Source organism: Thiothrix subterranea (assembly GCF_016772315.1).
GTDB classification, from domain to species: domain Bacteria; phylum Pseudomonadota; class Gammaproteobacteria; order Thiotrichales; family Thiotrichaceae; genus Thiothrix; species Thiothrix subterranea.
Genome location: NZ_CP053482.1, coordinates 950,669 through 973,659 on the forward strand (window position 1 = coordinate 950,669; position 22,991 = coordinate 973,659).

General features: G+C 50.8%; 20 protein-coding genes and 2 pseudogenes. 8 read left to right on the plus strand and 14 right to left on the minus strand.

Translation table 11 applies throughout. The features are described from left to right. Window positions 1-12: 12 nt before the first annotated feature. The 5 genes and pseudogenes from HMY34_RS04565 to HMY34_RS04580 form a co-directional block, all read right to left on the minus strand. Window positions 13-1,290: an ImpA family metalloprotease gene (locus tag HMY34_RS04565; protein WP_228288042.1), complete on the minus strand. Its 1,278-nt coding sequence runs from the start codon at window positions 1,288-1,290 to the stop codon at window positions 13-15. Between the two features lie 9 nt (window positions 1,291-1,299). After that, window positions 1,300-2,361: an IS701 family transposase gene (locus tag HMY34_RS04570; RefSeq protein WP_202716024.1), complete on the minus strand. Its 1,062-nt coding sequence runs from the start codon at window positions 2,359-2,361 to the stop codon at window positions 1,300-1,302. Between the two features lie 39 nt (window positions 2,362-2,400). Next, a complete protein-coding gene (locus HMY34_RS20525; protein ID WP_407701854.1) occupies window positions 2,401-3,747 on the minus strand; it encodes an ImpA family metalloprotease in 1,347 nt (448 codons plus the stop codon). Between the two features lie 354 nt (window positions 3,748-4,101). Next, window positions 4,102-5,103, minus strand: a pseudogene (locus HMY34_RS20530) (discoidin domain-containing protein); the annotation flags it as partial. Window positions 5,104-5,118: 15 nt separating this feature from the next. Further along, a pseudogene (locus tag HMY34_RS04580) lies at window positions 5,119-6,167 on the minus strand (IS630 family transposase). A 97-nt stretch (window positions 6,168-6,264) separates the two neighbouring features. On the opposite strand from HMY34_RS04580, the gene HMY34_RS04585 reads away from it, so the two are divergent. Further along, on the plus strand, window positions 6,265-7,326 hold the full coding sequence (locus HMY34_RS04585) for an IS701 family transposase (RefSeq protein ID WP_202716024.1): 1,062 nt from the start codon (window positions 6,265-6,267) through the stop codon (window positions 7,324-7,326). A 26-nt stretch (window positions 7,327-7,352) separates the two neighbouring features. On the opposite strand, the gene HMY34_RS20535 is transcribed toward HMY34_RS04585, so the two are convergent. Next, window positions 7,353-7,619 carry a putative Ig domain-containing protein gene (locus HMY34_RS20535; RefSeq protein ID WP_407701847.1) on the minus strand — a complete coding sequence of 89 codons (267 nt, stop codon included), beginning with the start codon at window positions 7,617-7,619 and terminating at the stop codon, window positions 7,353-7,355. Window positions 7,620-7,693: 74 nt separating this feature from the next. Between HMY34_RS20535 and HMY34_RS04590 the strand changes: the two genes are divergently transcribed. Continuing rightward, window positions 7,694-8,890 carry a DUF2157 domain-containing protein gene (locus tag HMY34_RS04590; RefSeq protein WP_202718123.1) on the plus strand — a complete coding sequence of 399 codons (1,197 nt, stop codon included), beginning with the start codon at window positions 7,694-7,696 and terminating at the stop codon, window positions 8,888-8,890. Between the two features lie 61 nt (window positions 8,891-8,951). Here the strand turns inward: HMY34_RS04590 and HMY34_RS04595 are convergent, their stop codons facing one another. Continuing rightward, window positions 8,952-9,260, minus strand: a complete 309-nt coding sequence (locus tag HMY34_RS04595; RefSeq protein WP_202718124.1) for a 2Fe-2S iron-sulfur cluster-binding protein — start codon at window positions 9,258-9,260, stop codon at window positions 8,952-8,954. A 7-nt stretch (window positions 9,261-9,267) separates the two neighbouring features. Beyond that, the gene (locus tag HMY34_RS04600) at window positions 9,268-9,651 is read right to left on the minus strand and encodes an LptM family lipoprotein (RefSeq protein ID WP_202718125.1); all 384 of its coding nucleotides are present in this window, start codon (window positions 9,649-9,651) and stop codon (window positions 9,268-9,270) included. A gap of 76 nt (window positions 9,652-9,727) precedes the next feature. Between HMY34_RS04600 and waaA the strand changes: the two genes are divergently transcribed. Continuing rightward, window positions 9,728-11,026: a lipid IV(A) 3-deoxy-D-manno-octulosonic acid transferase gene (gene waaA / locus HMY34_RS04605; protein ID WP_228287978.1), complete on the plus strand. Its 1,299-nt coding sequence runs from the start codon at window positions 9,728-9,730 to the stop codon at window positions 11,024-11,026. Beyond that, window positions 11,023-12,000 carry a lipopolysaccharide heptosyltransferase I gene (gene waaC / locus HMY34_RS04610; RefSeq protein ID WP_202718127.1) on the plus strand — a complete coding sequence of 326 codons (978 nt, stop codon included), beginning with the start codon at window positions 11,023-11,025 and terminating at the stop codon, window positions 11,998-12,000. Before waaA ends, waaC begins: the two co-directional genes overlap by 4 nt. Here the strand turns inward: waaC and lpxL are convergent. Beyond that, complete coding sequence (lpxL, locus tag HMY34_RS04615; protein ID WP_202718128.1) at window positions 11,988-12,893, minus strand: LpxL/LpxP family Kdo(2)-lipid IV(A) lauroyl/palmitoleoyl acyltransferase; 906 nt, start codon at window positions 12,891-12,893, stop codon at window positions 11,988-11,990. The two genes, waaC and lpxL, sit on opposite strands and share 13 nt — an antisense overlap. A 216-nt stretch (window positions 12,894-13,109) precedes the next feature. Between lpxL and HMY34_RS04620 the strand changes: the two genes are divergently transcribed. From HMY34_RS04620 to HMY34_RS04635, 4 genes are read left to right on the plus strand one after another with little or no spacing between them, the layout of a single operon-like run. Continuing rightward, window positions 13,110-14,258 carry an O-antigen ligase family protein gene (locus HMY34_RS04620; RefSeq protein WP_202718129.1) on the plus strand — a complete coding sequence of 383 codons (1,149 nt, stop codon included), beginning with the start codon at window positions 13,110-13,112 and terminating at the stop codon, window positions 14,256-14,258. Then, window positions 14,251-15,354 (plus strand): glycosyltransferase family 9 protein, encoded by a 1,104-nt coding sequence (locus HMY34_RS04625; protein WP_202718130.1) that lies wholly within the window; start codon window positions 14,251-14,253, stop codon window positions 15,352-15,354. The genes HMY34_RS04620 and HMY34_RS04625 overlap by 8 nt, the downstream gene beginning before the upstream one ends. Continuing rightward, window positions 15,347-16,108, plus strand: a complete 762-nt coding sequence (locus HMY34_RS04630) for a glycosyltransferase family 2 protein (RefSeq protein ID WP_202718131.1) — start codon at window positions 15,347-15,349, stop codon at window positions 16,106-16,108. Before HMY34_RS04625 ends, HMY34_RS04630 begins: the two co-directional genes overlap by 8 nt. Further along, window positions 16,105-16,977 (plus strand): glycosyltransferase, encoded by an 873-nt coding sequence (locus HMY34_RS04635; protein ID WP_202718132.1) that lies wholly within the window; start codon window positions 16,105-16,107, stop codon window positions 16,975-16,977. Before HMY34_RS04630 ends, HMY34_RS04635 begins: the two co-directional genes overlap by 4 nt. On the opposite strand, the gene HMY34_RS04640 is transcribed toward HMY34_RS04635, so the two are convergent. The 5 genes from HMY34_RS04640 to cobB all read right to left on the minus strand — a co-directional run bounded on the left by HMY34_RS04640 (window position 16,955) and on the right by cobB (window position 22,963). Then, window positions 16,955-17,755: an aldo/keto reductase gene (locus tag HMY34_RS04640; RefSeq protein ID WP_323127459.1), complete on the minus strand. Its 801-nt coding sequence runs from the start codon at window positions 17,753-17,755 to the stop codon at window positions 16,955-16,957. The two genes, HMY34_RS04635 and HMY34_RS04640, sit on opposite strands and share 23 nt — an antisense overlap. Then, window positions 17,752-18,441: a BPSS1780 family membrane protein gene (locus HMY34_RS04645; protein WP_202718133.1), complete on the minus strand. Its 690-nt coding sequence runs from the start codon at window positions 18,439-18,441 to the stop codon at window positions 17,752-17,754. The genes HMY34_RS04640 and HMY34_RS04645 overlap by 4 nt, the downstream gene beginning before the upstream one ends. Before the next feature lie 27 nt (window positions 18,442-18,468). After that, window positions 18,469-21,366, minus strand: coding sequence for an AMP-binding protein (locus HMY34_RS04650; RefSeq protein WP_202718134.1), 2,898 nt, complete (start codon window positions 21,364-21,366; stop codon window positions 18,469-18,471). A gap of 65 nt (window positions 21,367-21,431) precedes the next feature. Continuing rightward, window positions 21,432-22,262, minus strand: a complete 831-nt coding sequence (locus tag HMY34_RS04655; protein ID WP_202718135.1) for a CvfB family protein — start codon at window positions 22,260-22,262, stop codon at window positions 21,432-21,434. Continuing rightward, window positions 22,256-22,963: a Sir2 family NAD+-dependent deacetylase gene (cobB, locus tag HMY34_RS04660; protein WP_202718136.1), complete on the minus strand. Its 708-nt coding sequence runs from the start codon at window positions 22,961-22,963 to the stop codon at window positions 22,256-22,258. The genes HMY34_RS04655 and cobB overlap by 7 nt, the downstream gene beginning before the upstream one ends. Between the last annotated feature and the right edge of the window lie 28 nt (window positions 22,964-22,991).

Below are 22,991 nucleotides of genomic sequence, written 5' to 3' on the forward strand. Positions count from 1 at the left end.
GCCTTGATCTCACTAGCGGAAGCTATCTCCCATCAAGCGCGGCTGAGCACCTGCTAACGGCCATACCTGACTGCCAGTGACGGGCAAGTTGTTCCCATCAAAACCTTCGCCCTTACAATAACCATTCGGGCTGGTCACAAAGAAACGGCGTTCCGCAGCAGAATGGTTAAACGCCACCACTTGGTCATTGGCTTTGGCACTGAAAGCCTGACCCCACATACTGAAATAGTCACGGTAATCCATCCCTGTCACTTTCGAGACCGCAATTACCATCCAGTCATTGTTACTGATGGGAGGAATAATGACCTTACCCGTCGCATCTTTTTCACCAAGGATCTCCTTTTTAGAATAATTCGCAAATCCCAGACTGGCTTTTTTAGCATCCCAAATTGCTTCACTGCTATTGATTGCCCGGTCAAATTCACGTTCAAGAATGTGTAACCGCGCCAACAAATGCCAACCGTCCTGCAATGCGCCTTGATGCTCAGCGGTCATCATCATCTGAATCGTCATGCTGGCAGCACGCGACCAGTTATCCTCTACGGCATCCCAGTAATTGGTTTTCAGATAAGCCGCAGGATTGGCTCGCCCAACGCTGGCTTGTAACGCAACAAAAGCATCTTTAAAAGGCAATGACTGACAATCAGGATCACCTTCCGTGGTTTTGTAGTACTGCGTTTTGCTGTAATACGAATACGGGTTCGTGGATGCATGATAATTCCACCCCTCTAAACGGAAACGGCTCTTCTCCAAACCATGCCCCATCTCATGAATATCCCCGTGACCGATAGGATCAAATGCCCAATACGCATCATACGGATTGCCAGAACAACCAGCACCGCAAGTTGCCTGATCTGCATTCATGTGTTTGACCAAATCCAAATTTTCAATGGTAAAACCATTTGCGGTAGCAAAATCATGAATTTCAGGCACAACATCAATATTAGGTCCTTTAAAACCAGCCAATACATGCGGGAAATTATGGATATAACGCATGGTAGCCGCTGCAAATCCTTCTAATGTCCCACCCCAACGGGTATTACTGACGGATTCGCGCATTTTTTCCAGCGTGGAATGGATTTCAAATGCCGGAGTCACAAACTCTGCCCAATCGTACTCACCCGCCGCCAACTTTGCCGAGAATACGGCATTGTCGCTGGTATCATCCCAGAAGGGGTGTTCACCCACCTGTTCAAAGGTAAAACTAACTGGTTGATCATTGATGCCAAAATCAATTTGAATAGGTCCACCATAAGGCGAAGTCAGCGTAATGGTTTCACCTGACTTAATGGGCTGATGTTACGCAGTAGCCCGAAAAGCGAGCAACTCCTCAAAAGCCGCCTTGATGGCTTTGCGGTAGAGTTTTGCTTTGAGGGCAAAGTGGTTAAGTTTTTTCCTCACAGTCAAACATTCCATCTTGAACACGGCAACAATCGAGGCAAATAGATGGTTGGCTTGTGTCCTGGGTGTGTGGGCAGGCGACTTGGCAAAGGCGGCATTGGACTTGAGCGATTTGTGAAAGACCTCCACTTTCCACCGTTTTTGGTAGAGTGAGGTGATTTCGTCCCACTCAGCGTCCAGCTTGCTACAGACCAGATACAAAATGCCGCTGCTGCCATCCTTGTTTGTAAAGACTTGCCGGACAAGCCTGACGGGGAAATTCAGCCCCTTCAGCCAGCCCGTGACGGCGTGTTGTTCTGACCATTCCAGTTGGTCGAGCCGGGTGTAACGTTTTTCCTTGCGAGCAGCTTCGCTCAAGGCCACCAGCCGATTGCTTTTCAGTGCCATGATGAAGTCCTTGTGCCGGGTTTGCTTGATGTGTTCCATGTTTTCGCTGGATGCGAACCAGATGTCTGTCAGAATCCATGAAAATTTCACCTGATTCTGGATAGTGGCATCAATCATAGCCCGCATCTGTTCATTCTTGGTGATGTCACTGCACCGCTTTTCTTGCCGGGTTTTGAGGTCACAATAACGCAGTGGTTTACGTACCAGTTCAAACGCAACCGGAATGGAGGTGTCGTTCGCGTGGTAGAGGCAGTTCACTAAATTGATGCCCTTGATGTTCCGTCCTAGGCAGTGGTCATAATGCCAGCAAATCAGGTCGTTTTCGTCCATATGGGGCTTTTCTTCCACCGTGTCATCAATGATGAGAACCCCATCATCCGATTCAACCTCACGGACGAGACTTTTGACCTGTTTCCAAAGGTCTTTCGAGGTGTAGTCGCGTTCGGACAGGAAGCGGCTGATCGCATCATGGCTGACTTGACCATCCAGCATTTGAGATAAGCCTGTCGCCGTGGCGTAACCAAACGTCACGCTCAGGTAGTCGGTGTAGAGGTCTAGGCGGTTCTGGTTCATCACTGGAATATAGACGACTCGGCTAGGGAGTGCGTAACATCAGTTAATGGGTACATGCGCAGATTCCAAGAACTTAGGACGTTTATAGCCCCATGTTTCGTACTCATGCGTTGAACCTGAGCGTAAACTGTTGACGAACACCTTGGTGTTAGTACTACTGTTATCATTGCGAGTAACACGAACTGTTCTCCCCGGTAAGGCATACACCCCAGCAGCGCGGAAATTCTGGCGACTGGTCATCGTGACGGTTTTGGTAACAGGCGTAATATGGCTGAAATTACTGCGACTGAAATTCCCCATATCCGCTTGCACCCGGTTCAGAGTGCGGTAGTTATACACCGCATGATCCGCAAACAAGGATTTCAAGAACACTGTGGCATTAGTCGCGTCCATATCCATCGGGAACACGATTTCCTGTCGATAACTATCACCCAGCAACGCTAATAAGCGATAGAGGCGAGACTCGTTGCTCTGGAATAGGTTTACCTTACTCTCATCCAACAACGTCATTATCGCACGCACCTTGTTTGCGCCCGGATAGAACGCTGTATTCCGTGTCGCGATGCTGTAATCATTGGCTTTGAAGTGCTTTAGCAGCGTTTCAACGCCTGCCAAGCCTTGTTTTTCCCAAGTAGCCGTTTGCATAGCCGTGACATTAGCCCAGTTAGCCGCATCATTTGCCCAATAATTCCCACCATAAGGCAGTGAGAATTTCAGCAAATCGGCAATCGCGTGGGCAACATCGTTATAATCTTCGTACCAAGTATGCAAGTACAACACAGGTTTGCCAGCGGTCATCACTGTCGCCAATGCCTGCCGAATGGTTTGTGCATCAGCATTATTACCCTGCCACCCTGTTACCACCAAATCCGCACTGCCATAACACGTTGCTAAGGTTGCTACCGTATTACAGTCGATCACTGTCCAACTGGGATATTTTTTAGCAATCCATGCCTTGATTTCCGTGTGTTCACTGCTCACAAATGACAGGGCGATTTTACGATTACCACTCAAAGCATCGGTATTAACAGGCTCACCTGCCAATAACCAAGCCAACAAACGGCTAAAAGGTGTTTCAAACGTTAAGCTCTTATTTGCTTGGAACAACTCCATCGGTGATATACCAAATGCGGCATAGCGAGCCGTGGGTGTTGTGCCTGCCACTGCCAAGGTATTGCCTTTATTTCCCACCACAATAGGGAAAACACTGTCGACCCAAGGTTTGAAATTAATCAACTGGGTGCGATTACCGGGGGTATAAGCTATGGAATCTGAGCCATACAGCGCAGTCAGTAATGACGGGGTAGCTTTTTGACTGGCTAATGCCGCAATGGTCGCATCCAGCAATTCTTCGCTGGTAGCAACGCTGGCATTACCAGTACGCAAGGCATCTTCCACCGACGAACTGGCTGTCACATTAACAGTGATGGGCGCACGGCTAACGTTCGCACCATCACTGACAACGACCTCAAAGGTATAGGTGACACCCGCTTGCAGTGCCGCTTTTACGGTAATGTTACCTTGTGCATCAATCGCAAAGGGAATCGAACTCCCCTCCAATGCATAACTAACACTGTCCAACTGGTAATCAACAGCCTTGACCGTACCCACTGTTTTGCCAATCGCAGTACTATTACTCAACTGGAAAGTATAAGCTGATTGATCCAAATGTGGTGCTGCCGGTGCGTTTCCATACACCTCTACCTCACTCATGTGCAAACAATTGTCCGCTGCTGCTTTGACGATGACATAAGCTCCCGATTTTGGGGTATTGAATGCCGTTGTTTGCGCGGTAGCAATACCACTCAGCGTGGCTACTTTATCGCTTTCATTCAGCGTGCCATTGTAGGGAGTATTGCTCACATAAACACCTGCACCATTGATCCGCGATGCCCATGAGCTACGGCTAGTGACAACCAGTTTGGAAATCAGGGTTGGATTCGGTAATTTAACCTGCCACCAGTTCTTGTCGGCAGTACAAGTCGTGTGGTTGAAAGTGCTCGCATTGCCATCTATTGCCAAAGAAGCGGCAGAACTGCTGTCGTAATCAGCCCCCTGTGTTGCCACCCCAAACTGGCGGGCAAGATTGATCGACTCCATCACGCGCAGCGCAAAGGCAGGTAAACTGGCTGTTTGCTTGCCATCGGAAACACTGATGATAATGCCACTGGTCGTTGCCACATCTGCCAACACAGGCGTACCACTCAACTGCCCCGTTGCCGTGTCAAACGTTGCCCATGTGGGTTTGTTGGTAATGCTGAACGTGAGGATGTCGCTTGTATCCGCATCACTAGCAGTTGGTATGAAACTGTAAGCGCTTCCCACATTCACCGTTGTCGCAGACCTACCGCTAATCACCGGCGCTTTATTAGGCGCAACTACCGACACTTGCAGATCAAAAGCAGGCAAACTGACTTTAGTTTTGCCGTCAGTCACCGCGATGCTAATTCCCTTCGCTACTCCAACATGCCTAGCAAGCGGTTTACCGGTTAATGCGCCCGTCGTTTTGTTAAAAGTTGCCCACGCAGGCTTCTTAACAATACTGAAGGTCAAGTTGTCACCATTCGGATCACTCGCAATCGGCGTGAAACTGTAGGCTGAATTAATCTGTACACCAATTGCAGGCGTACCACTGATGGTAGGCGCTGGGTTATTCACTTGAATACTAAACGCTGGCAGGCTGCGTCTGAGTTTGCCATCGGACACCGTAATGACAATGCCGCTATAGGTCGCTGCCTGCATACCAGTGGGTATACCTCACAGCGCCAAGACTTGAACATTTTTAAAGGTTTGAAAGTTTGTTGTCATCAACTGTGCCAGTTCTTTCTTGTGATCAGTATCCAGCTTGTCGAGACAGTTGGTGATGGCCGACTTGAAAGCGGGAAACTTATCATAGTACTTCGAGTACAAGCATTTTTTCTTGACGAACTTCCACAACCGTTCAATCAGATTGAGGTTGGGTGAATAGGTCGGTAAAAACAATAGTTCAATATTGAGCCTTTTCGCACAGGCAAACACGGCTTCACAGCGTTGATACTTGGCATTATCCAAGACCAACGTGATCGGTATTTTGAGTGCTAACGCTGCAATTTTTTCCAATAATTCACACACGCTGCCAGCGTTGATATAGGTATCGTTAGTGAGGGTGATCAGTTGCAGTGTTATCACATTGAGTGCGCCCAATACGTTGTAACGTTGTCGACCACAGGGCGCTTTGATGAATACGCGGGAAAATGACCACAAAAATCCCAGAAACGGTGCTAAAACGAAGTGGGCGGCATCGACAAAAAAAGGGCGCGTTTACCTTCTTGAGCTTCTTGAATGCGCGGTTTAAGTTCATTTTCCAAGAACTTTTCTTGTGCTTCCACATCAGCTTTGGCGGGTATCATCCCCACTTTACGGATGTCCATCCCTATTTTCTTCATAAAGATACGTACCCTGTCCTCGCTGCGTTTGATGCCTGTCAGCTCCTCAATCTTGGCGGCTGCTGCCTTGCTGGTCGCGGGTGGATATTCACGAAAATAGGTCTCAATCTTGTCTTTATATGCCATCAAATCACTCTTTGGTTTATTGAAGCGTATTTCTTTAAGAGCTTCTAAACCGTTAGGTTGTTGGTAGGCGTTTAGGTAGGCAAGCAGCGTGGCTTCTGTAATCCTTTCCAATCGTTTGATTTCCTTATGCGTCAACTGTTGGGATTTCAGGTACAGCACGGACATTTTCTTACGGACTCTGGGATGAGGGTGGCGCTCCTTCCAGTAGAACAGCTCCGCTACCTCATCATCAGTGAAGGTGATTTTTAATGTCATACATTACTCATAGTTGCCTTTATTGACCGTCAGTTAACCATATTTACTTGATTACTGATGTTACGCACTCCCTAGCCGAGTCGTCTATATTCCAGTGATGAACCAGAACCGCCTAGACCTCTACACCGACTACCTGAGCGTGACGTTTGGTTACGCCACGGCGACAGGCTTATCTCAAATGCTGGATGGTCAAGTCAGCCATGATGCGATCAGCCGCTTCCTGTCCGAACGCGACTACACCTCGAAAGACCTTTGGAAACAGGTCAAAAGTCTCGTCCGTGAGGTTGAATCGGATGATGGGGTTCTCATCATTGATGACACGGTGGAAGAAAAGCCCCATATGGACGAAAACGACCTGATTTGCTGGCATTATGACCACTGCCTAGGACGGAACATCAAGGGCATCAATTTAGTGAACTGCCTCTACCACGCGAACGACACCTCCATTCCGGTTGCGTTTGAACTGGTACGTAAACCACTGCGTTATTGTGACCTCAAAACCCGGCAAGAAAAGCGGTGCAGTGACATCACCAAGAATGAACAGATGCGGGCTATGATTGATGCCACTATCCAGAATCAGGTGAAATTTTCATGGATTCTGACAGACATCTGGTTCGCATCCAGCGAAAACATGGAACACATCAAGCAAACCCGGCACAAGGACTTCATCATGGCACTGAAAAGCAATCGGCTGGTGGCCTTGAGCGAAGCTGCTCGCAAGGAAAAACGTTACACCCGGCTCGACCAACTGGAATGGTCAGAACAACACGCCGTCACGGGCTGGCTGAAGGGGCTGAATTTCCCCGTCAGGCTTGTCCGGCAAGTCTTTACAAACAAGGATGGCAGCAGCGGCATTTTGTATCTGGTCTGTAGCAAGCTGGACGCTGAGTGGGACGAAATCACCTCACTCTACCAAAAACGGTGGAAAGTGGAGGTCTTTCACAAATCGCTCAAGTCCAATGCCGCCTTTGCCAAGTCGCCTGCCCACACACCCAGGACACAAGCCAACCATCTATTTGCCTCGATTGTTGCCGTGTTCAAGATGGAATGTTTGACTGTGAGGAAAAAACTTAACCACTTTGCCCTCAAAGCAAAACTCTACCGCAAAGCCATCAAGGCGGCTTTTGAGGAGTTGCTCGCTTTTCGGGCTACTGCGTAACATCAGTTGATTACTAGAAAGCCATTTTATGGCACTGATTGGTATATACCCGTTAGCGCCCCCGTCGCGGCATTAAACATTGCCCATCTCGGCTTCCTAGCGATACTAAATCTTAATGTTGCTTTTTCAGGATCACTGGCTGTAGGGGTAAAACTGTAAGCGCTATTACTTACCACACTGAGTGGTGGCGTACCGCTGATGGTTGGTGGCAGATTCGTAGGCGTTGCCGCCCAAACAGGATGAATCACCCACCCAAACAACAGTAAAACACCCCATGTAAGAATAGACTTCATATGCCCCCCAATTTGGCAGTACACTAACAATCAATGACAAATCTCAATTATTAATTAAACTTATAGATAAAAATGTGACTCCTATCACAAAACTTAACCAATGGCTGCAAGCCGGACTCATCACCCCCGCGCAACACGCCAATATTCTAGACTTTGAAGCCAAGCAACGCCCCGCCACCAACGGCTGGCTGTACAGCTTCATGGTGCTAGGTGCAGCAATTATCGGGCTGGGCATCCTCTCCCTGATCGCCGCAAATTGGACACATATCCCCGATAGCTTCAAATTAGGGGTGGATTTCGCTCTACTGGGTTTGTTAGCCATCGGTATTTACACGCAATACCCGCAGCGGCAACACGGCGTATGGTTCGAGGCATTGCTGGCGGGTTTTCTGGTGCTGTGTTTAGCCAGTATCGGGCTGATCGCCGACATTTTTGAGGTCAGCGGCAAGTGGCATCACGCGCTGCTCTTCTGGGCATTCAGCACGTTTTTACTGATTTTATTTGCACGGCATTTATGGACACGGCTGTTTTGGGTAACGTTATTCGTGCAAGGCATGTGTTGGAGTTTGGTCACTGCCAGCCATGTAGAGAGCGGGCAACGGCTGGAAGCATTGCCAGCGGTATTCTTACTCGCGCCCTTGCTAAGCGCGGTGCTGTATTACGCAGCCACGCACCTGAAAGCCTTATACAGCTTGCGCAGTAGCCTGTTTTTTTGGTTTCAACTCAGTGCCATCTGTGCCTTAGCGTTTGCGGATATTGCGCGTTCGGGCGGGGAACTGGCGGATTATCCGCTGGCATGGTTCGTGCCAGCTTATGCAATGGCGGGAATATTAGCGCTGGGCATTGCGTTGCACCCGGAATACCGTTGGCTCAATCGCGTCTTATTGCTAGGCGCATTGGGCTTGTTATTGCTGTATTACTACCCCGATTCAGTCTTCAGTGGGCAAAGCCGTTACACCTTGTTTGGGTCTGAAGCACAGGAAGCGGTGAGTTTTTGGCAAGCCGATGATTTACGAGCGCCCTTGCTGACGCTGGCGATTCTGTTTTTGTATGCCTTACACGCGGGGAATGGCGGGCATCAACGCACTTTTCATGTGGTGACGTTTTTGATCGGGTTGCGCTTTGTGATTCTGTATTTTCAAGCAATGGGCGGCTTGGCGGCGACCGGCGTGGGGCTGATTCTATCGGGCAGTTTGATCATTGGCATTACCTGGCTGTGGTATCGCGGGCGCGACCGTCTGCACGCTTGGGCGAAGGGGTTACAGGCATGAAACGCCAACATTGGTTACTAATCGCTTTGCTGTTACCAATTCTGGCACTGGGGGTTTATGCTTATTGGGCTTCCCAAGGTTCCCAATCTGTACCCATTTCTGGCACAGCCAACACTAGGTCGGTGGTGGGATAACCCACGCAAAACAAGCCCATGCCAGCCGCCGCGTCTTCTTCAAACAAGGCCAGCGGCTCGCCGTCGGGATAATGCATTGCCCCCGATACAATTTTGCCCATGCACACGCCACATACCCCGCCACCACACCCCCACGGCACGGGAATGTCTTGCCGTAAAGCGGCTTGCAATACCGTTTCCCCCGCCCTGACGTCGAATTGAAACGGGGTTTGCAGAATGGTGACGCGGTATTTCATGGGCGGTTTACTTGGGGAATTTGTAGTAGGTTTCGTTCAGGAAGGCGGTCACGTTATCCAAATCTTCATCGAACAGTTTTGTGCCCAAGTTGGCATCACAGCGGCGCACTTGCCCTGCCAACATCGTCAAATCCGTCATCTTGCGGTCAGCACGGGTATAGACGCCGGAATCGTGGCAACTGATGCAATTAGCATCGTGAATCGCCTGACCGGGGTGTCCACCAGCGGCAACCACGGGTGCAGTTGCGGGAGCAGGTGCAGTCGATGCGCTTGCCTGCGTGGTTTGTTCAGCGGGTTTAGCGGCTTCAGTTGCTGGCGCACTCGCCTTTTCGCCGCAAGCACTGAGGGTAAAGACTAACGCCACTAGCGGTAACATAAGGATTTTGTTCATGGGAATTCTCCATTCCATTTATAATAAACGCCCTGTAGTATGCCGCAAATCTTGGTTGAAACGAAATCCTGTATCCGTGACACGTGTTTTCTACACTCTGGCTTTTTATCTGTTAGTGCCGCTAATGGTGCTGCGTTTGTTATGGCGTAGTCGCCAGCAACCCGCGTACCGGCAACGGCTGGCGGAACGTTTCGGCTACATCGCCGCACGTACCGACATCACACGCCCCTGTATCTGGATACACAGCGTCTCGGTGGGTGAAACCATTGCGGCGCGTCCGCTGGTCGAACACTTGCTAAACACCTACCCCACCCATCAGTTATGGATCACCACTACCACCCCAACTGGCTCCGATACGGTAAAACGGCTGTATGGCACGCGGGTATTGCACAGTTATTTCCCTTACGATTTGCCTAGCGCGGTGCAACGCACGTTGCAACGGATGCAGCCGCAACTGGTGCTGATCATGGAAACCGAAATCTGGCCGAATCTCTATCATGCTTGCCAACAACGCCAGATTCCCCTGCTGCTATTGAACGCGCGGCTGTCAACCCGCTCTTTCCAACGCTACCGCCGCTTAGAAACATTAACCCGCAACACATTGCGCGGTATCCGCTGGATTGGCGCACGTAGCTTGCAAGATGCTGACTATTTCCAACAACTCGGCGCAACGCCCGCGCAAATCGCAACCTGTGGCAATCTCAAATTCGCCCTGCAAATTCCCACCGAGCTACGCAACATCGCTCACAGCCTGAAACAGCAATGGGGCAACCGCCCCGTTTTAGTCGCCGCCAGCACTCATACCGGCGAAGATGAACAACTATTACGGGTATTTACTCATCTGCAACAACAGATTCCGAACGCCTTATTGATTTTAGTACCGCGCCACCCGGAACGTTTCGACAAGGTTTACCAGCAATGCGTGGAGACGGGCTTAACGACCCTCCGACGCAGTGCCGCCACCGCGCTTAGCGCCGACACCGCTGTATTGCTGGGTGATAGCATGGGCGAAATGCTATTGTGGTTTGCGGTCGCAGACATTGCCTTTATCGGCGGCAGCCTTGTTCCCCACGGCGGGCATAACCCACTGGAAGCGGCAGCGTTTGGTGTGCCGGTCATTAGTGGTATTCACACCCACAACTTTACCGATCTGTTCCCCGCGCTGTATGCCAGCGGTGGGGCAGTCGAAATCACCGATGCCGACGCCCTTTACACGCAATGCTTAACCTGGTTACAACAGCCGTCATTGCGCCAACAAGCGGGTGAAAATGCCGCCCAGTTTTTTGCTCAACAGCAAGGTGTACTCGCTTGTATCATGCAAGCCATTACCGCACTGTTACCGCCCACTTCGCCACCACCGGGGGATGGCACATGAAAATCCTCATCGTCAAAACCTCCTCACTGGGTGACGTGGTACACATGCTGCCCGCCATCAGCGATGCGCACGCCCGTATCCCCAACCTCAGCGTGGATTGGGTCGTGGAAGAAAATTTTGCGGAAGTACCTGCTTGGCACGCTGGCGTTTCACGGGTGATTCCGGTGGCGCTACGCCGCTGGCGCAAACACCTGTTTTCGGCAGCCACGCACGCGGAAATGCAAACATGGCGCAATAATCTGCAACAAAGCACTTACGATGTGGTGTTGGATAGCCAAGGCTTAGTGAAAAGTGCCGTGTTAGGCTGTTTTGCTCAAGGCACACGCCACGGTTACGACCGGCACAGCAGCCGTGAGCCCTTAGCCAGTATTGGCTATCAGCGCCACCATGCGATTGCGCGTGACCAACACGCGATTACCCGCAACCGTTTGCTAACCGCAGCGGCGTTGGGTTACACCTTGGAAGGTTTACCGCTGCACTACGGCATTAGCCAACACGCTTTTGGGGCGATACCTGCGCCATTGCCACAGCCTTACATTGTCGCGTTACACGGCACGAGTCGCCCGGCAAAAGAATGGGCAGAATCCCATTGGCAAAAGCTGATTCAAGCGATGGCCGCACGCGGTATTCACACGCTGCTACCGTGGGGCAACACGCGGGAACACGAACGCGCCACCCGTTTGGCACAACACCCTCACGCGCATTGCCTGCCGCGTTGCCGTTTGGGGGAATTAGCCGCTATTCTGCAAGGGGCGCAAGGCGTTATCGGCATGGATACCGGTTTAATGCATTTGGCGGCGGCGTTGGATAAACCCAGCATTGCTTTATACCCTGTCACTGCCCCTGCCCTAACCGGCTTGCTCGGCAATGACAGCAACCACTACCAACCGCTATCCGTCAGCGGTGACGAAACACAAGACAGCACAAAAGTTATCGCGACGTTTTTAGCGCAACTCACTGATCAACGCTCATAACGGTTTCCGCCATCGGGTGTATCTTTATAACGCCGATGCGTCCACAAATACTGCGCCGGAAACTCACGCACTTGCTGTTCAATCAGTTGATTAATTAAGGTGGTATCCGCTACTACCGAATCACTCGGAAACGCTTCCAAAGCCGATAAAAACCGCAACAAATAGCCGGTTTCAGTACGCACGGTAAAAAACGGTACCACTTGCGCCTTACCTAACGCCGCCAAACGGCTGGTTGCGGTATTCGTCGCCGCCGGTACACCAAAAAACGGCACAAATACCGAATTTTTGCGCCCGAAGTTCTGATCCTGCGCATACCAGACCGCAAAGCCCTGTTGCAAACTGCGGATCATGTCACGGATATTGTCACGCGGAATCGCCTTACCGTAACGCTGCGCCCGTAAGCGCGTAGTACGTAATTCAATCAGCGGGTTACGATGCGGGCGGTATACCACATGCAAGGGAAAGTATTGTGCCAATAAGCGCCCTCCCAGTTCCAAACTGGTGAAATGCGCACTCAACAGTACCACACCGCCGCGTTGCAGCGCGGCTTGCAAATGCTCCATGCCTTCGACGGTGGTTTGTTGGTTTAAACGTTCCAGATTGCCCCACCAGCTCAAACCCAATTCAAATAGACCGCGCCCTAAGGAAATAAAATGCGCCCGATTGAGCTGTTCACGTTCAGCGGCGGAATGATTAGGAAAAGCCAGTTCCAAATTGACTCGACTGATCGCGCGGCGCCGAGGCAGTGCATGGAACATCAATAGCCCCAAGGCTTTACCCAGCCACATTTGCAAGCGCCACGGCAATTTGACCGCCAGCCATAAACACCCCAACCCCAACCAAGTTGGCCAGTAACGAGGGGATAAAAAAGTGTGTTGAATCGTTGTTTCCACGTTCGGTTTAGTACTGTTTGCGGCTGCTTATGGTAAACTTTTCTGCTTGATTTTGCCTGCTTTTCTGTGAAGATGCACAATCAGCGTAAGCATGACGCGAGGGATGAAACGGTTAATATGATAAAAAATAACAATTTAAACGGATTTAAACGCTGGCAATCAACCATCGGCTTAATTAACTCTTGGCTACTGTGTGTATTGGCATTCAGCTTTATTATGAGCATAGCCATCGGCAGTGCCATTATGACTCTGATTTTACTACTGTGGTTGATAGAAGGTGACTTTACCGCCAAATTCCAGCGCATCAAATACCACCCAATCACATGGGCAATACTGGCGTTTATCGTGTTGCATTTTGTAGGACTATTGTGGACTAGCGATTGGGATGGTGCGCGATTTGTATTGAAAAAAGAAATCAAGTACCTCATGGTTCCCGTACTCATGACGGTAGTACGCCCCGCGCATATTCTGTATTATTTTATCGCGTTTATACTCTCGATGGTTGTGCTAGTGGGGCTTTCTTATGGTTTGTATTTCGACACGATTCCCGCCAGTGAACTGCTGCGCTTGGAAGACGCCAACGACACCACGCCATTTGTGAGCCATATTGTGTACAGCCCTATTCTTGCGCTCACGCTCTATTTCTTGCTGTATGCCGTATTTTTGCGCCACAATTTATCCACAAACCAGCGCATCGCAGGCATTGTGTTGTTCATCCTCATGGGCATTAACCTGTTCATCACCGAAGGGCGCATGGGGCAATTGGTTTTTTTGGTACTGCTATCCTTGTTCGTGTTTCAATATTACCGAGGCAAGTGCCTCAAGCCTGCGCTACTCAGTCTAATGTTACTCGTCACTATTGCGCCCACGGCTTATGTGCTTAGCCCTGTTATGCAAGAACGGGTGGATCAGGCGCTTTACGAAGCCCAACATTACGAAGAATTACCCAACTCCAGCGTGGGCTTGCGGGTCATTATGCTATTAAATGCGTTTGACATTATTCAGGAAAACCCGTTGTTCGGCGTCGGTACGGGCGATTACCAACAGGAATACCACCGCGTTAATCAACAAAATTTCCCCGAAGCGACACGCGGCGAGGTTTTGGCGCATTCGCATAATGTGTACGTGCAACAAATGGTGTTGTTTGGGGTATTCGGTTTAGCCGTGATGGGTTACGTGTTTTACGCCATGTTCAAACATTATCAGCATTCGTCCAACCCGCTCCGACCGATGATGCTGGCATTTGCATTATTTTATTTTGTGATCTTTTTTACCGATGGCTATATCATGGATCATTATTTAACGTTTCTGTTTTTGTGGTTAGGGGCGCTGTTATTCGCGGATTATGAACATCAGTATGGCTAAACAGATTCTGGTCATTATCCGTCGCTCCAACGGCGATGTATTGTTGAGTTCAGCATTGTTGCAACAGTTACACGATTATTATGCAGGCGCACAGATTGATTTACTCATTAATGACGATACTTTGGGCATCGCCAAAGCCTTGCCAGCGGTACGCCGTATTTATTGCTATTCCTATGCATGGAAAACCTTGCCTCGGTGGGCGCGAATCCGTCAACACGTCGGCTTAATTCGCCAACTGTGGCGACGTTATGATCTGGCTATTTCCCTCACCACGACCGATAGCAGTGTCTGGTATGCGCGGATCGCAGGGCGACAAGCCATCAGTTTGATTGAAACCGAAGCCCATAAAAACTGGTGGAAACAACGCTTACTCGATGGTTATTATTACCTTGACCCCACGCAACACGTCATTCTCAACCACTTAAAAGCCTTAAACGTGTTGCAGATTCCGCAAGGTAAAGTAATAACGCACATTCACTATAGCGCTGAAGCCTTGCAGCGGGTACAAGCCAAACTTAACGCTCAGGGTATCCACACGTTTTTGATTTTCCACCCCTCGGCGCAATATGCCTACAAAATTTATCCAGATACTTTACGTCAACAGTTGCTACACCGACTTAATGACCTGGGAATAGCGATTGTGGTAACAGGCGCGAACACACCGCTGGATTTACACATAAAAACCACCCTGCCATATTTGGAAAATCTCTATGATTTTATTGGGGAAACCAATCTGGATGAGTACATTGCGCTCAGCCATCTCGCCAGCGCTTATGTGGGCGGTGATACCCTGAATATGCACATTGCAGCCGCGCAAGATAAGCCTATTTTTGCGATTTTCGGCCCTACCCTACTCCCTATTTGGTCGCCTTGGAATAATGCGTTACAAACTGCCGCAACGCACAGCCAAGCGCAACAAACCTACGGCAATATCACCATTTTTCAAGCCGATATGCCGTGCGTACCCTGTGGAAAAGCCGGTTGTGACAATAAAAATGGCAATAGCGAATGCCTGTCACGGATAGATCCCGCCACCATAAGCGCCGCTGTCAGCCATTGGCTAAACCACCGTCATCAAGAGAACTTTCATGAATAAAATTAGCGGTTTAGTCATCACGTATAACGAAGCCAAGCACATTCGCGCCTGCCTTGAATCGCTATGGCAAGTCTGTGATGAAATTATCGTGATTGACTCCCTCAGCAACGATGACACCGTGGCAATTGCCACCGAATTAGGCGCTAAGGTCTATTCCCAAGCGTTCCTCGGCTACGGGCCACAGAAAAACTACGGTGTAGACCACTGCCAACATGCATGGGTACTGAGTTTGGATGCGGATGAACGTTTGGAAGCGGATGCCATCAGCGACATTAAAGCGCTAGACTTGACCAATAGCCCGTATGACACCTATGCGTTTCGCCGCAAAAACCTGTTTCATGACAAATGGATACGCTGCACGTCTTGGTATCCCGATCATGTACGGCGCTTATTCAACCGTGAGAAAGTGAGTTTTTCCCATGCGCAATGCCATGAAAAAGTCGAAAGCACCGCGCATACCGCGCTGACATCACACATCCGGCATTATTCTTACACCAACTACCACGACATGCTGCATAAGCTGAATAAATATTCCACCCAATACGCCCTCGACAATGCCACCAACCAACGGCGTGTTAGCGCTTGGTCGCCGCCACTGCATGGCTTGGGGGCTTTCCTGAAGAACTATTTAATCAAAGGCGGTATTGGCTGCGGCTTTGACGGTTTCACCATTTCACTATTGAATGCGCTGGGATCTTACCTGAAATACGCCAAGTTGCTGGAAATCCAACGCTATAACAGGGTGCAATCGTGAAAGTCAGTGGCTGTACGTTTATCCGTAATGCGCAAATTTTAGGGTATCCCTTCCTCGAATCGATTCGCTCAATCCTGCCGATTGTGGATGAATTCGTCATAGTGGTCGGGCAAAGCGAAGACGATACCTTGCAAATCCTCCGTGACCTCCACGAACCCAAAATCCGCATTATCGAAACGGTGTGGAATGACCACATGCGCGTCAAAGGCTATGTCTACGGGCAACAAAAAATGATCGCGCAATTTGCCTGCACTGGCGACTGGATTTTCTATCTGGAAGCCGATGAAGTGGTGCATGAAAACGACTTACCCCAGATTCAAGCGAGTATGCAACAACACCTGCACGATGAGCGCGTCGAAGCGTTACTCTTTGATTACCTACACTTTTATGGCAATGCCAATACCTATTTGTGGTCGCCGGGCTGGTATCGCCGCGCCCCACGCATCATTAAAGCTTCGGTCAGAAGTTACGCCCCCGACGGTTTATTTTGGCTGGTATTAGCCTCCAACAAACACGGGCGTTACCCCAACGCGGCACACACTGGCGCAACCATTTACCACTACGGCTGGGTCAGAAGCGAAGCCCAAATGAACCTCAAAGCCAGTTGGGTAGAAAAATATTGGAACAAACGCAATGCCGCGATTGATTACCGTGAGATGGATGCCCGTATTTTGCGCGAATTCAACGGCACTCACCCGGCTGTGGTACAAGACTGGCTTCCCGTCGCCGCTGGTTTATTTGAAACCAACCCCGCGTATCGCCCCACTCGCAAACAACAAAAACACGGGTGGATGCTGCATCTGGAACGCTGGTTTGGGCTAGAACTCAGCAAAAAACACTACCGCCTCATTCGTCCAGCAAAGCGGTAGCGATTGCCACATTGTCCCGCAAGTGCTTGGGGTTCAGCGTCCCCAGCACCACGCTGGTGACACCTTGCTGGGCAAAAATAAACGCCAGCGCTTGTTCCACCGGATTGCCGTTGTTTGCGCCAAGTTTATCCAAATGCCCGCTGGCAAAGGCTTTTTTCACCAACACCGCTTTGTGTTGCGCCGCCGCTGCTTCCAGCACGGGCAATTCATCGGTATACACCGGATTGTAAGCCGCCATCACCACATCACAGCCGAGTTCATACGCCAACAATGCGCCTTCCACCGTTTTGGAGGAAATCCCCACCGTGCGAATCCAGCCTTGCTGCTGCATGGTTAACAGCGTATCCAGCACCGCTTCCTCGCGCAAAATCCGCACATCATCACCGTCCGAATGAATCAGCACCATGTCGAGGTAATCGGTTTTCAGCAAGCGCAGGCTGTTTTCCACGCTCTGGCGCGTCCCTGCGGCGCTGAAATCAAAGTGGGATTCGCCATCGGCAAACCGTTCCCCCACTTTGGTTTCAATCACCCATTCGTGACGGGAATTGGGTAACAACTTGCCAATACGCTCTTCGCTTAAGCCGTAAGCAGACGCAGTATCCAGCAAGTTAATCCCAAGATCGAACGCCAGCGCGAGCAATTCCCGCACCTCGCGATCCGTGGGCAATTCAAAGCCTTGCGGGTATTTCACCCCTTGATTGCGCCCGAATTTCACCGTGCCTAACCCTAGGGGACTGACCGCAATGCCAGTATTCGCCACCAAACGCTTTTCCATCATCCAAAAATATCCTTGTAAGCACCATACACCGCCGCCATCATCACCGGAATCAGCACCAAAAAGCCCAGCATGAAAGGAATCGCCGCCACAAACGCCAACGCAGCGTAAAACAAGACAAACACCACGAAAGGCAAAACGTTCGCCAACGTGCCTTGCAAACTGCCTTTCACCGCATCGACCGCACTCATGCCCTTAAAAATCACCAAAGCAGGCGCAAACGTGAACAACATGCCCAAGAAAATCACCACCACAAACATGAACAGCAAGGCACTCAGCCCCAAATTGAAACTCGGCATTCCAGCCAGCTCGTCTACGGGAATAGAAGAACCAATTAACAGGGTACTCAATACCGCCGCCACCAAACCAGCGCCCAGCATTAGCGCCCCCACGATCAATAACTGGTTACGCTTTGGCTCATCCTTGAAAAAGCTGAACACATCAGTGATTTCAATGGGAGCGCCTGCTTGGGCATTTTTGACCGCCTGTAACATCCCCGCCGTTAAAATCGGCACCAGCAAATTCAACACGACACCCCCGAAAAACGGCAGCATACTTGACACCAGTACAATGATGCCGAACAACAAACCCATCAGCGCCCAATTCGCCGGATTTGACATAAACACCTGCCAACCCTGCTTAAACCATTGAATCGCTTGTAATGGGTCAACACTTCTGACTTTCAGCATCGGGGAACTCCCTTGAGGAATAATAAATTAAATAACGCTTAGCGCCACTTGCCGCGCTGTTCCAAAATCGGTCTTGCCGCTACCCAGTTTGGGAATTTCTGCCAGACTGCGAATCGTTGCCGGAATCATCAACGGATTCATGCCGCCACCCAACAACTGCCGTTTCACCGCCGCTTCGTCATACGCGCCCGCCATCAACAACACGATCTTTTCGCCCTTCTTATCATCCGGCAGATTGACCGCGACCAATTCCAGTTCTGCATCGCCCAAAATTTGCCGCACTTGCTGTTCAACGGCAGTCAAGCTCACCATTTCCCCGCCCAATTTGGCGAAACGCGAATAGCGGTCAACAATGGTCAGGAAGCCGTCTTCATCCACATGCCCTTTGTCGCCGGTTTTGTACCAGCGTTGCCCGTCGAGTTCGGCAATCGCTTGCGCGGTTTTTTCCGGCGCATTCAAATAGCCTTTCATCACTTGCGGGCCACCGATGAGGATTAAGCCATCCGCGCCCCTCGGCAAGGTTTCCAGCGTATTCGGGTCAACAATGCGGAAACTCGTTCCCGGCAATGGCAAACCCACTGTGCCTTCTTTGTTCGCCGCCTGCACTTTCCAGTAGCGCGTATCAAGCTGATCGGGCAAATTCACGCTGGCAACGGGTGAGGTTTCGGTTGCGCCATAACCCTCCAGCAATTTCTTGCCAAATTTGTCGAGGAATAAGCGACGCACTTCCGGCGCAAGTTTTTCCGCGCCCGCCACCACGTAGCGCAACGATTGGAACATCAGCGGATGCACACGCGAATTTTTCGCATACAAACGCAAAAACGTCCCCGTCCCAAACAGCAAAGTTGCCTCATAACGCGCCACACCCTTGGCGATATTCACCGCATCGGTCGGGTCGGGGTGGCACACAATCGGAATGCCTTCCGACAACGGCATCAGGGTACTCGCCAGCAAACCGAAGGCGTGGAAAGTCGGCAATGTCCCCATGATCACGTCGTTATCCAGCGTATTCAGCGCATCCGCTACCTGCCGCGCATTCACTGCCAGATTGCGATGGGAAAGCTCAATACCTTTGGGCGCACCTTCGCTGCCGCTGGAAAACAGAATCGCCGCCGTCGTATACAAATCAATTTGCGGAATGTACAACCACTGCAATAAACGGGTCGGCAATAACATCACCATCAACAGCGTAGTCAACAATTGGTGTTTGGGGATTTCCGCTTTCAAATCTTCCAAAAACGTTAACGGGGTATCGGGCAAAATCGCCGGAATATCAATCCCACGTTCTTTGAGCTTATCCAGAAAACGCTTGGAGGTGTAAACCCGTTGCAAACCCGCTTGTTGCACCGCGCTGTGGATCGACTCGCCGCTGGCGGTGTAATTCAGGTTCACAATGGTTTTGCCCAGCGTCAGCACCGCCATATTCGCAATCGCCCCACCCGCGCTGGTCGGCAATAACAAGCCGATATTCTGTTCCGGGCTAAGCTTTTTAATCAGCACCGCAAAGCGGAATACTGCCGTCATAAAACGGTGATGGCTCAAGGGTTCACCGATTACATCCGCCGCTGCCATACGGAAACTCATGCGTTTTGCCGCCCGCAGCCAATTAACCGGAATCGGGTCGATCAAGTGTGAATACGCTTCCCACGACGCAAACGACAAATCAAACACCTTCTGCTTCAATTCATGTGCGGGAATGGTTTCCGGCAAGGCTTTGCCAAACGACACCACGATGTCACGCTTGAAACCGGACTGGCGATTTTCGCGCAAAAAGCCGCTGGAACGTGAAAAGCGGCTGCCCCACAAACCGTGCAGGTAAAACGGCACGATCACCGCACCCGTGCCTTTCACCGCTTTTTCATAACCGCGCTTGAATTCGGACAACTGTCCGGTGCGGCTAATCGTGCCTTCTGGGAATAAACACACCACCTCGCCCGCTTTGAGCATTTCCGTGACTTTTTCCAGCGAATCCGCACTCGCTCCGCTGCTGATCGGAATGACACCAAACCAGTTGAGGAAACCTTTTAAATACCAACGTTCGTAATAGCCTTTTTCGATCACAAAATGCAGTTGACGCGGGTTCGCCATTTGCACCAATGCCCAGTCAATAAAACTGATGTGATTGCCCAGCAACAACACGCCGCCGGATGCAGGCAGGTGTTCAAACCCCAACACTTTCAAACGGTAACGCGCTCGAAACAAACGGCTAAACACAAAACGCAACAACGATTGCGGCATGTGATACAGCGTATACAGCGCCCCCGCCGCCGTGGTCGCGGTGAGGATGGTCATTAACAACGCATCCCCCAATCCCTGCCAAGCCAATAACGCCGCCACGCCGACAAAAGCCAGCATCACCACGCTTTGCGCCAGATGATCAACCACAGTCGCATTGGGCTGTTGCGCCACCGGCACGTGATAACGCAGCAAAGCGTGTAAAGGTGCGACAAAAATTCCGCCCATCACCCCCAAAAACAGCAATAACGCAGCAAGCAAAGGCGGCGAGAGTTGCCAACCCAAGACAATCATGCTGCCCATAATGCCGAGCGCACCGACCGGAATCAACCCGGTTTCAATGTGCGTTGCTGACAGATTCCGCGCAATTTGCACCCCGATCAACAATCCGACCACGGTTAATCCTAGCCACGCCCAATGCGCCGGATAAATCGCCAACAATGCCAGCAAAATTCCCCAGAACACCGCCTTGCCCATGATCGTCAGCCACAAATCATCATGGTGACGCACTGCCTGCCAATCCGCCCGCGCACAACCCGCCCGCCGGAATGTCACCGCGCTCAATAGCACAAACGGCAACACCAACAAGAAAACGGCAACAGGTCGGTCAACCCAATGTTGCAACACCGGGCTAAGCAATAAACTGACGATCACAACGATCAATCCGTAAAGGTAGGTGGTTGGCTGCATGGGTAGGCTCTCCTCTGATCTCTATCGTTATTAATGTGTCCGCACGATACCGTTTAATGGATTTATCATGCAAGCCGAATCAGATCTTTACCCATGACAATCTTTTGTTGCTTATACAGTGAACCGATGGCACGTTTGAAATGCGCCTTGCTCACCTGAAACTCACGGTAAATGTCTTCAGGCGAACTTTTATCGGTAAACGTCGAACTGCCGCCACGCGCCTGCAAATGATCGAGAATTTTCTGCGCCAAAGCATCCTCTACCACCGGGCTTGGCAATTGCAGGGTCAAATCAATTTTCTGATCGCCACGAATCGCTTTAATAAACCCCGACACCCGCTGCCCAATCTGCAAAGGCTGAAACACTTCATTCGCATACAATAAGCCTAAATGCGTGGCATCAATCACCGCTTTGAAACCCAAATCGGTGCGCTCATAAATCATTAACTCCACCGGCTGACGCGGTTGAAACGACCCACCGAATTCGTTGAGAAACAAATCCAACCGCGATGAAGCCACAATGGTTTCGGTTTTCTCATCCAAATACACGCACACCACGTAAGCTTGCCCTTGCTGCATTAAATGCGCCTGTTCCTGACGCGGCACCAGCAAATCTTTGGGCAAACCCCAATCCAAAAATGCCCCGACGCGATTCACATCCACCACGGTTAAACACGCGACCTCCCCCACAGCCGCCAGCGGCTTATCGGTGGTGGCAATCAAACGGTCTTCCGAATCCAGATAAATGAACACATCCAGCCAACTGTCGACTTCGCAATCTTGCGGCACATAACGCTTGGGCAACAGGATTTCACCGTAACTGCCGCCATCCAGATACACCCCAAAGCCGGTGAGTTTGGTAACGCGCAGTTGATTGTACTTACCGATTTTTAACATAAACATTGCTCCACAAAGGGGGGGACGATTTGGCTGGCTAAGCCGTTGATGGACTGGTGAAACAGCTCGCTATTGCTGCCGGGGTCGAGGTTTAATTCTACCGTGTGTGCGCCGCTGTCACGGGCGACTTCGACAAAACCAGCGGCGGGGTACACATTGCCGGATGTGCCGATGGAGATGAATAAATCGCAGTGTAACAGCGCGGTTTCAATCTGGCGCATGTACAAGGGCATTTCGCCGAACCAGACGATGTGCGGGCGCATTCCGCCGGGTTTGCCGCAGCTTTTACATGCTGTGTGTGCGCCGATGTCTTCCATGCAACCGTAACCCATGCCGCAATGGTTGCAACGGATTTTGTTCAATTCACCGTGCATGTGCAGCAGGTTTTCGCTGCCTGCGCGTTCGTGCAAATCATCGACGTTTTGGGTAACGAGCAACACATTGCCGGAATGTTCGCGTTCTAGCCGTGCGAGGGCGAGGTGGGCGGCGTTGGGTTGCACAGCGGGGTCGAGCAATTGCTGGCGGCGCGTGTTGTAAAATTCGTGCACAAGCGCGGGGTTTTTGGCGAAACCTTGCGGGGTGGCGACCTCTTCGATGCGGTGGTTGTGCCACAAGCCGTCACTGGCGCGGAAGGTTTGAATGCCGGATTCGGCGGAAATGCCCGCGCCGGTGAGGATGACGATGTTGGTGGGGTGGGTCATGGGATTCGCTCCTGAATATTGCAATCAA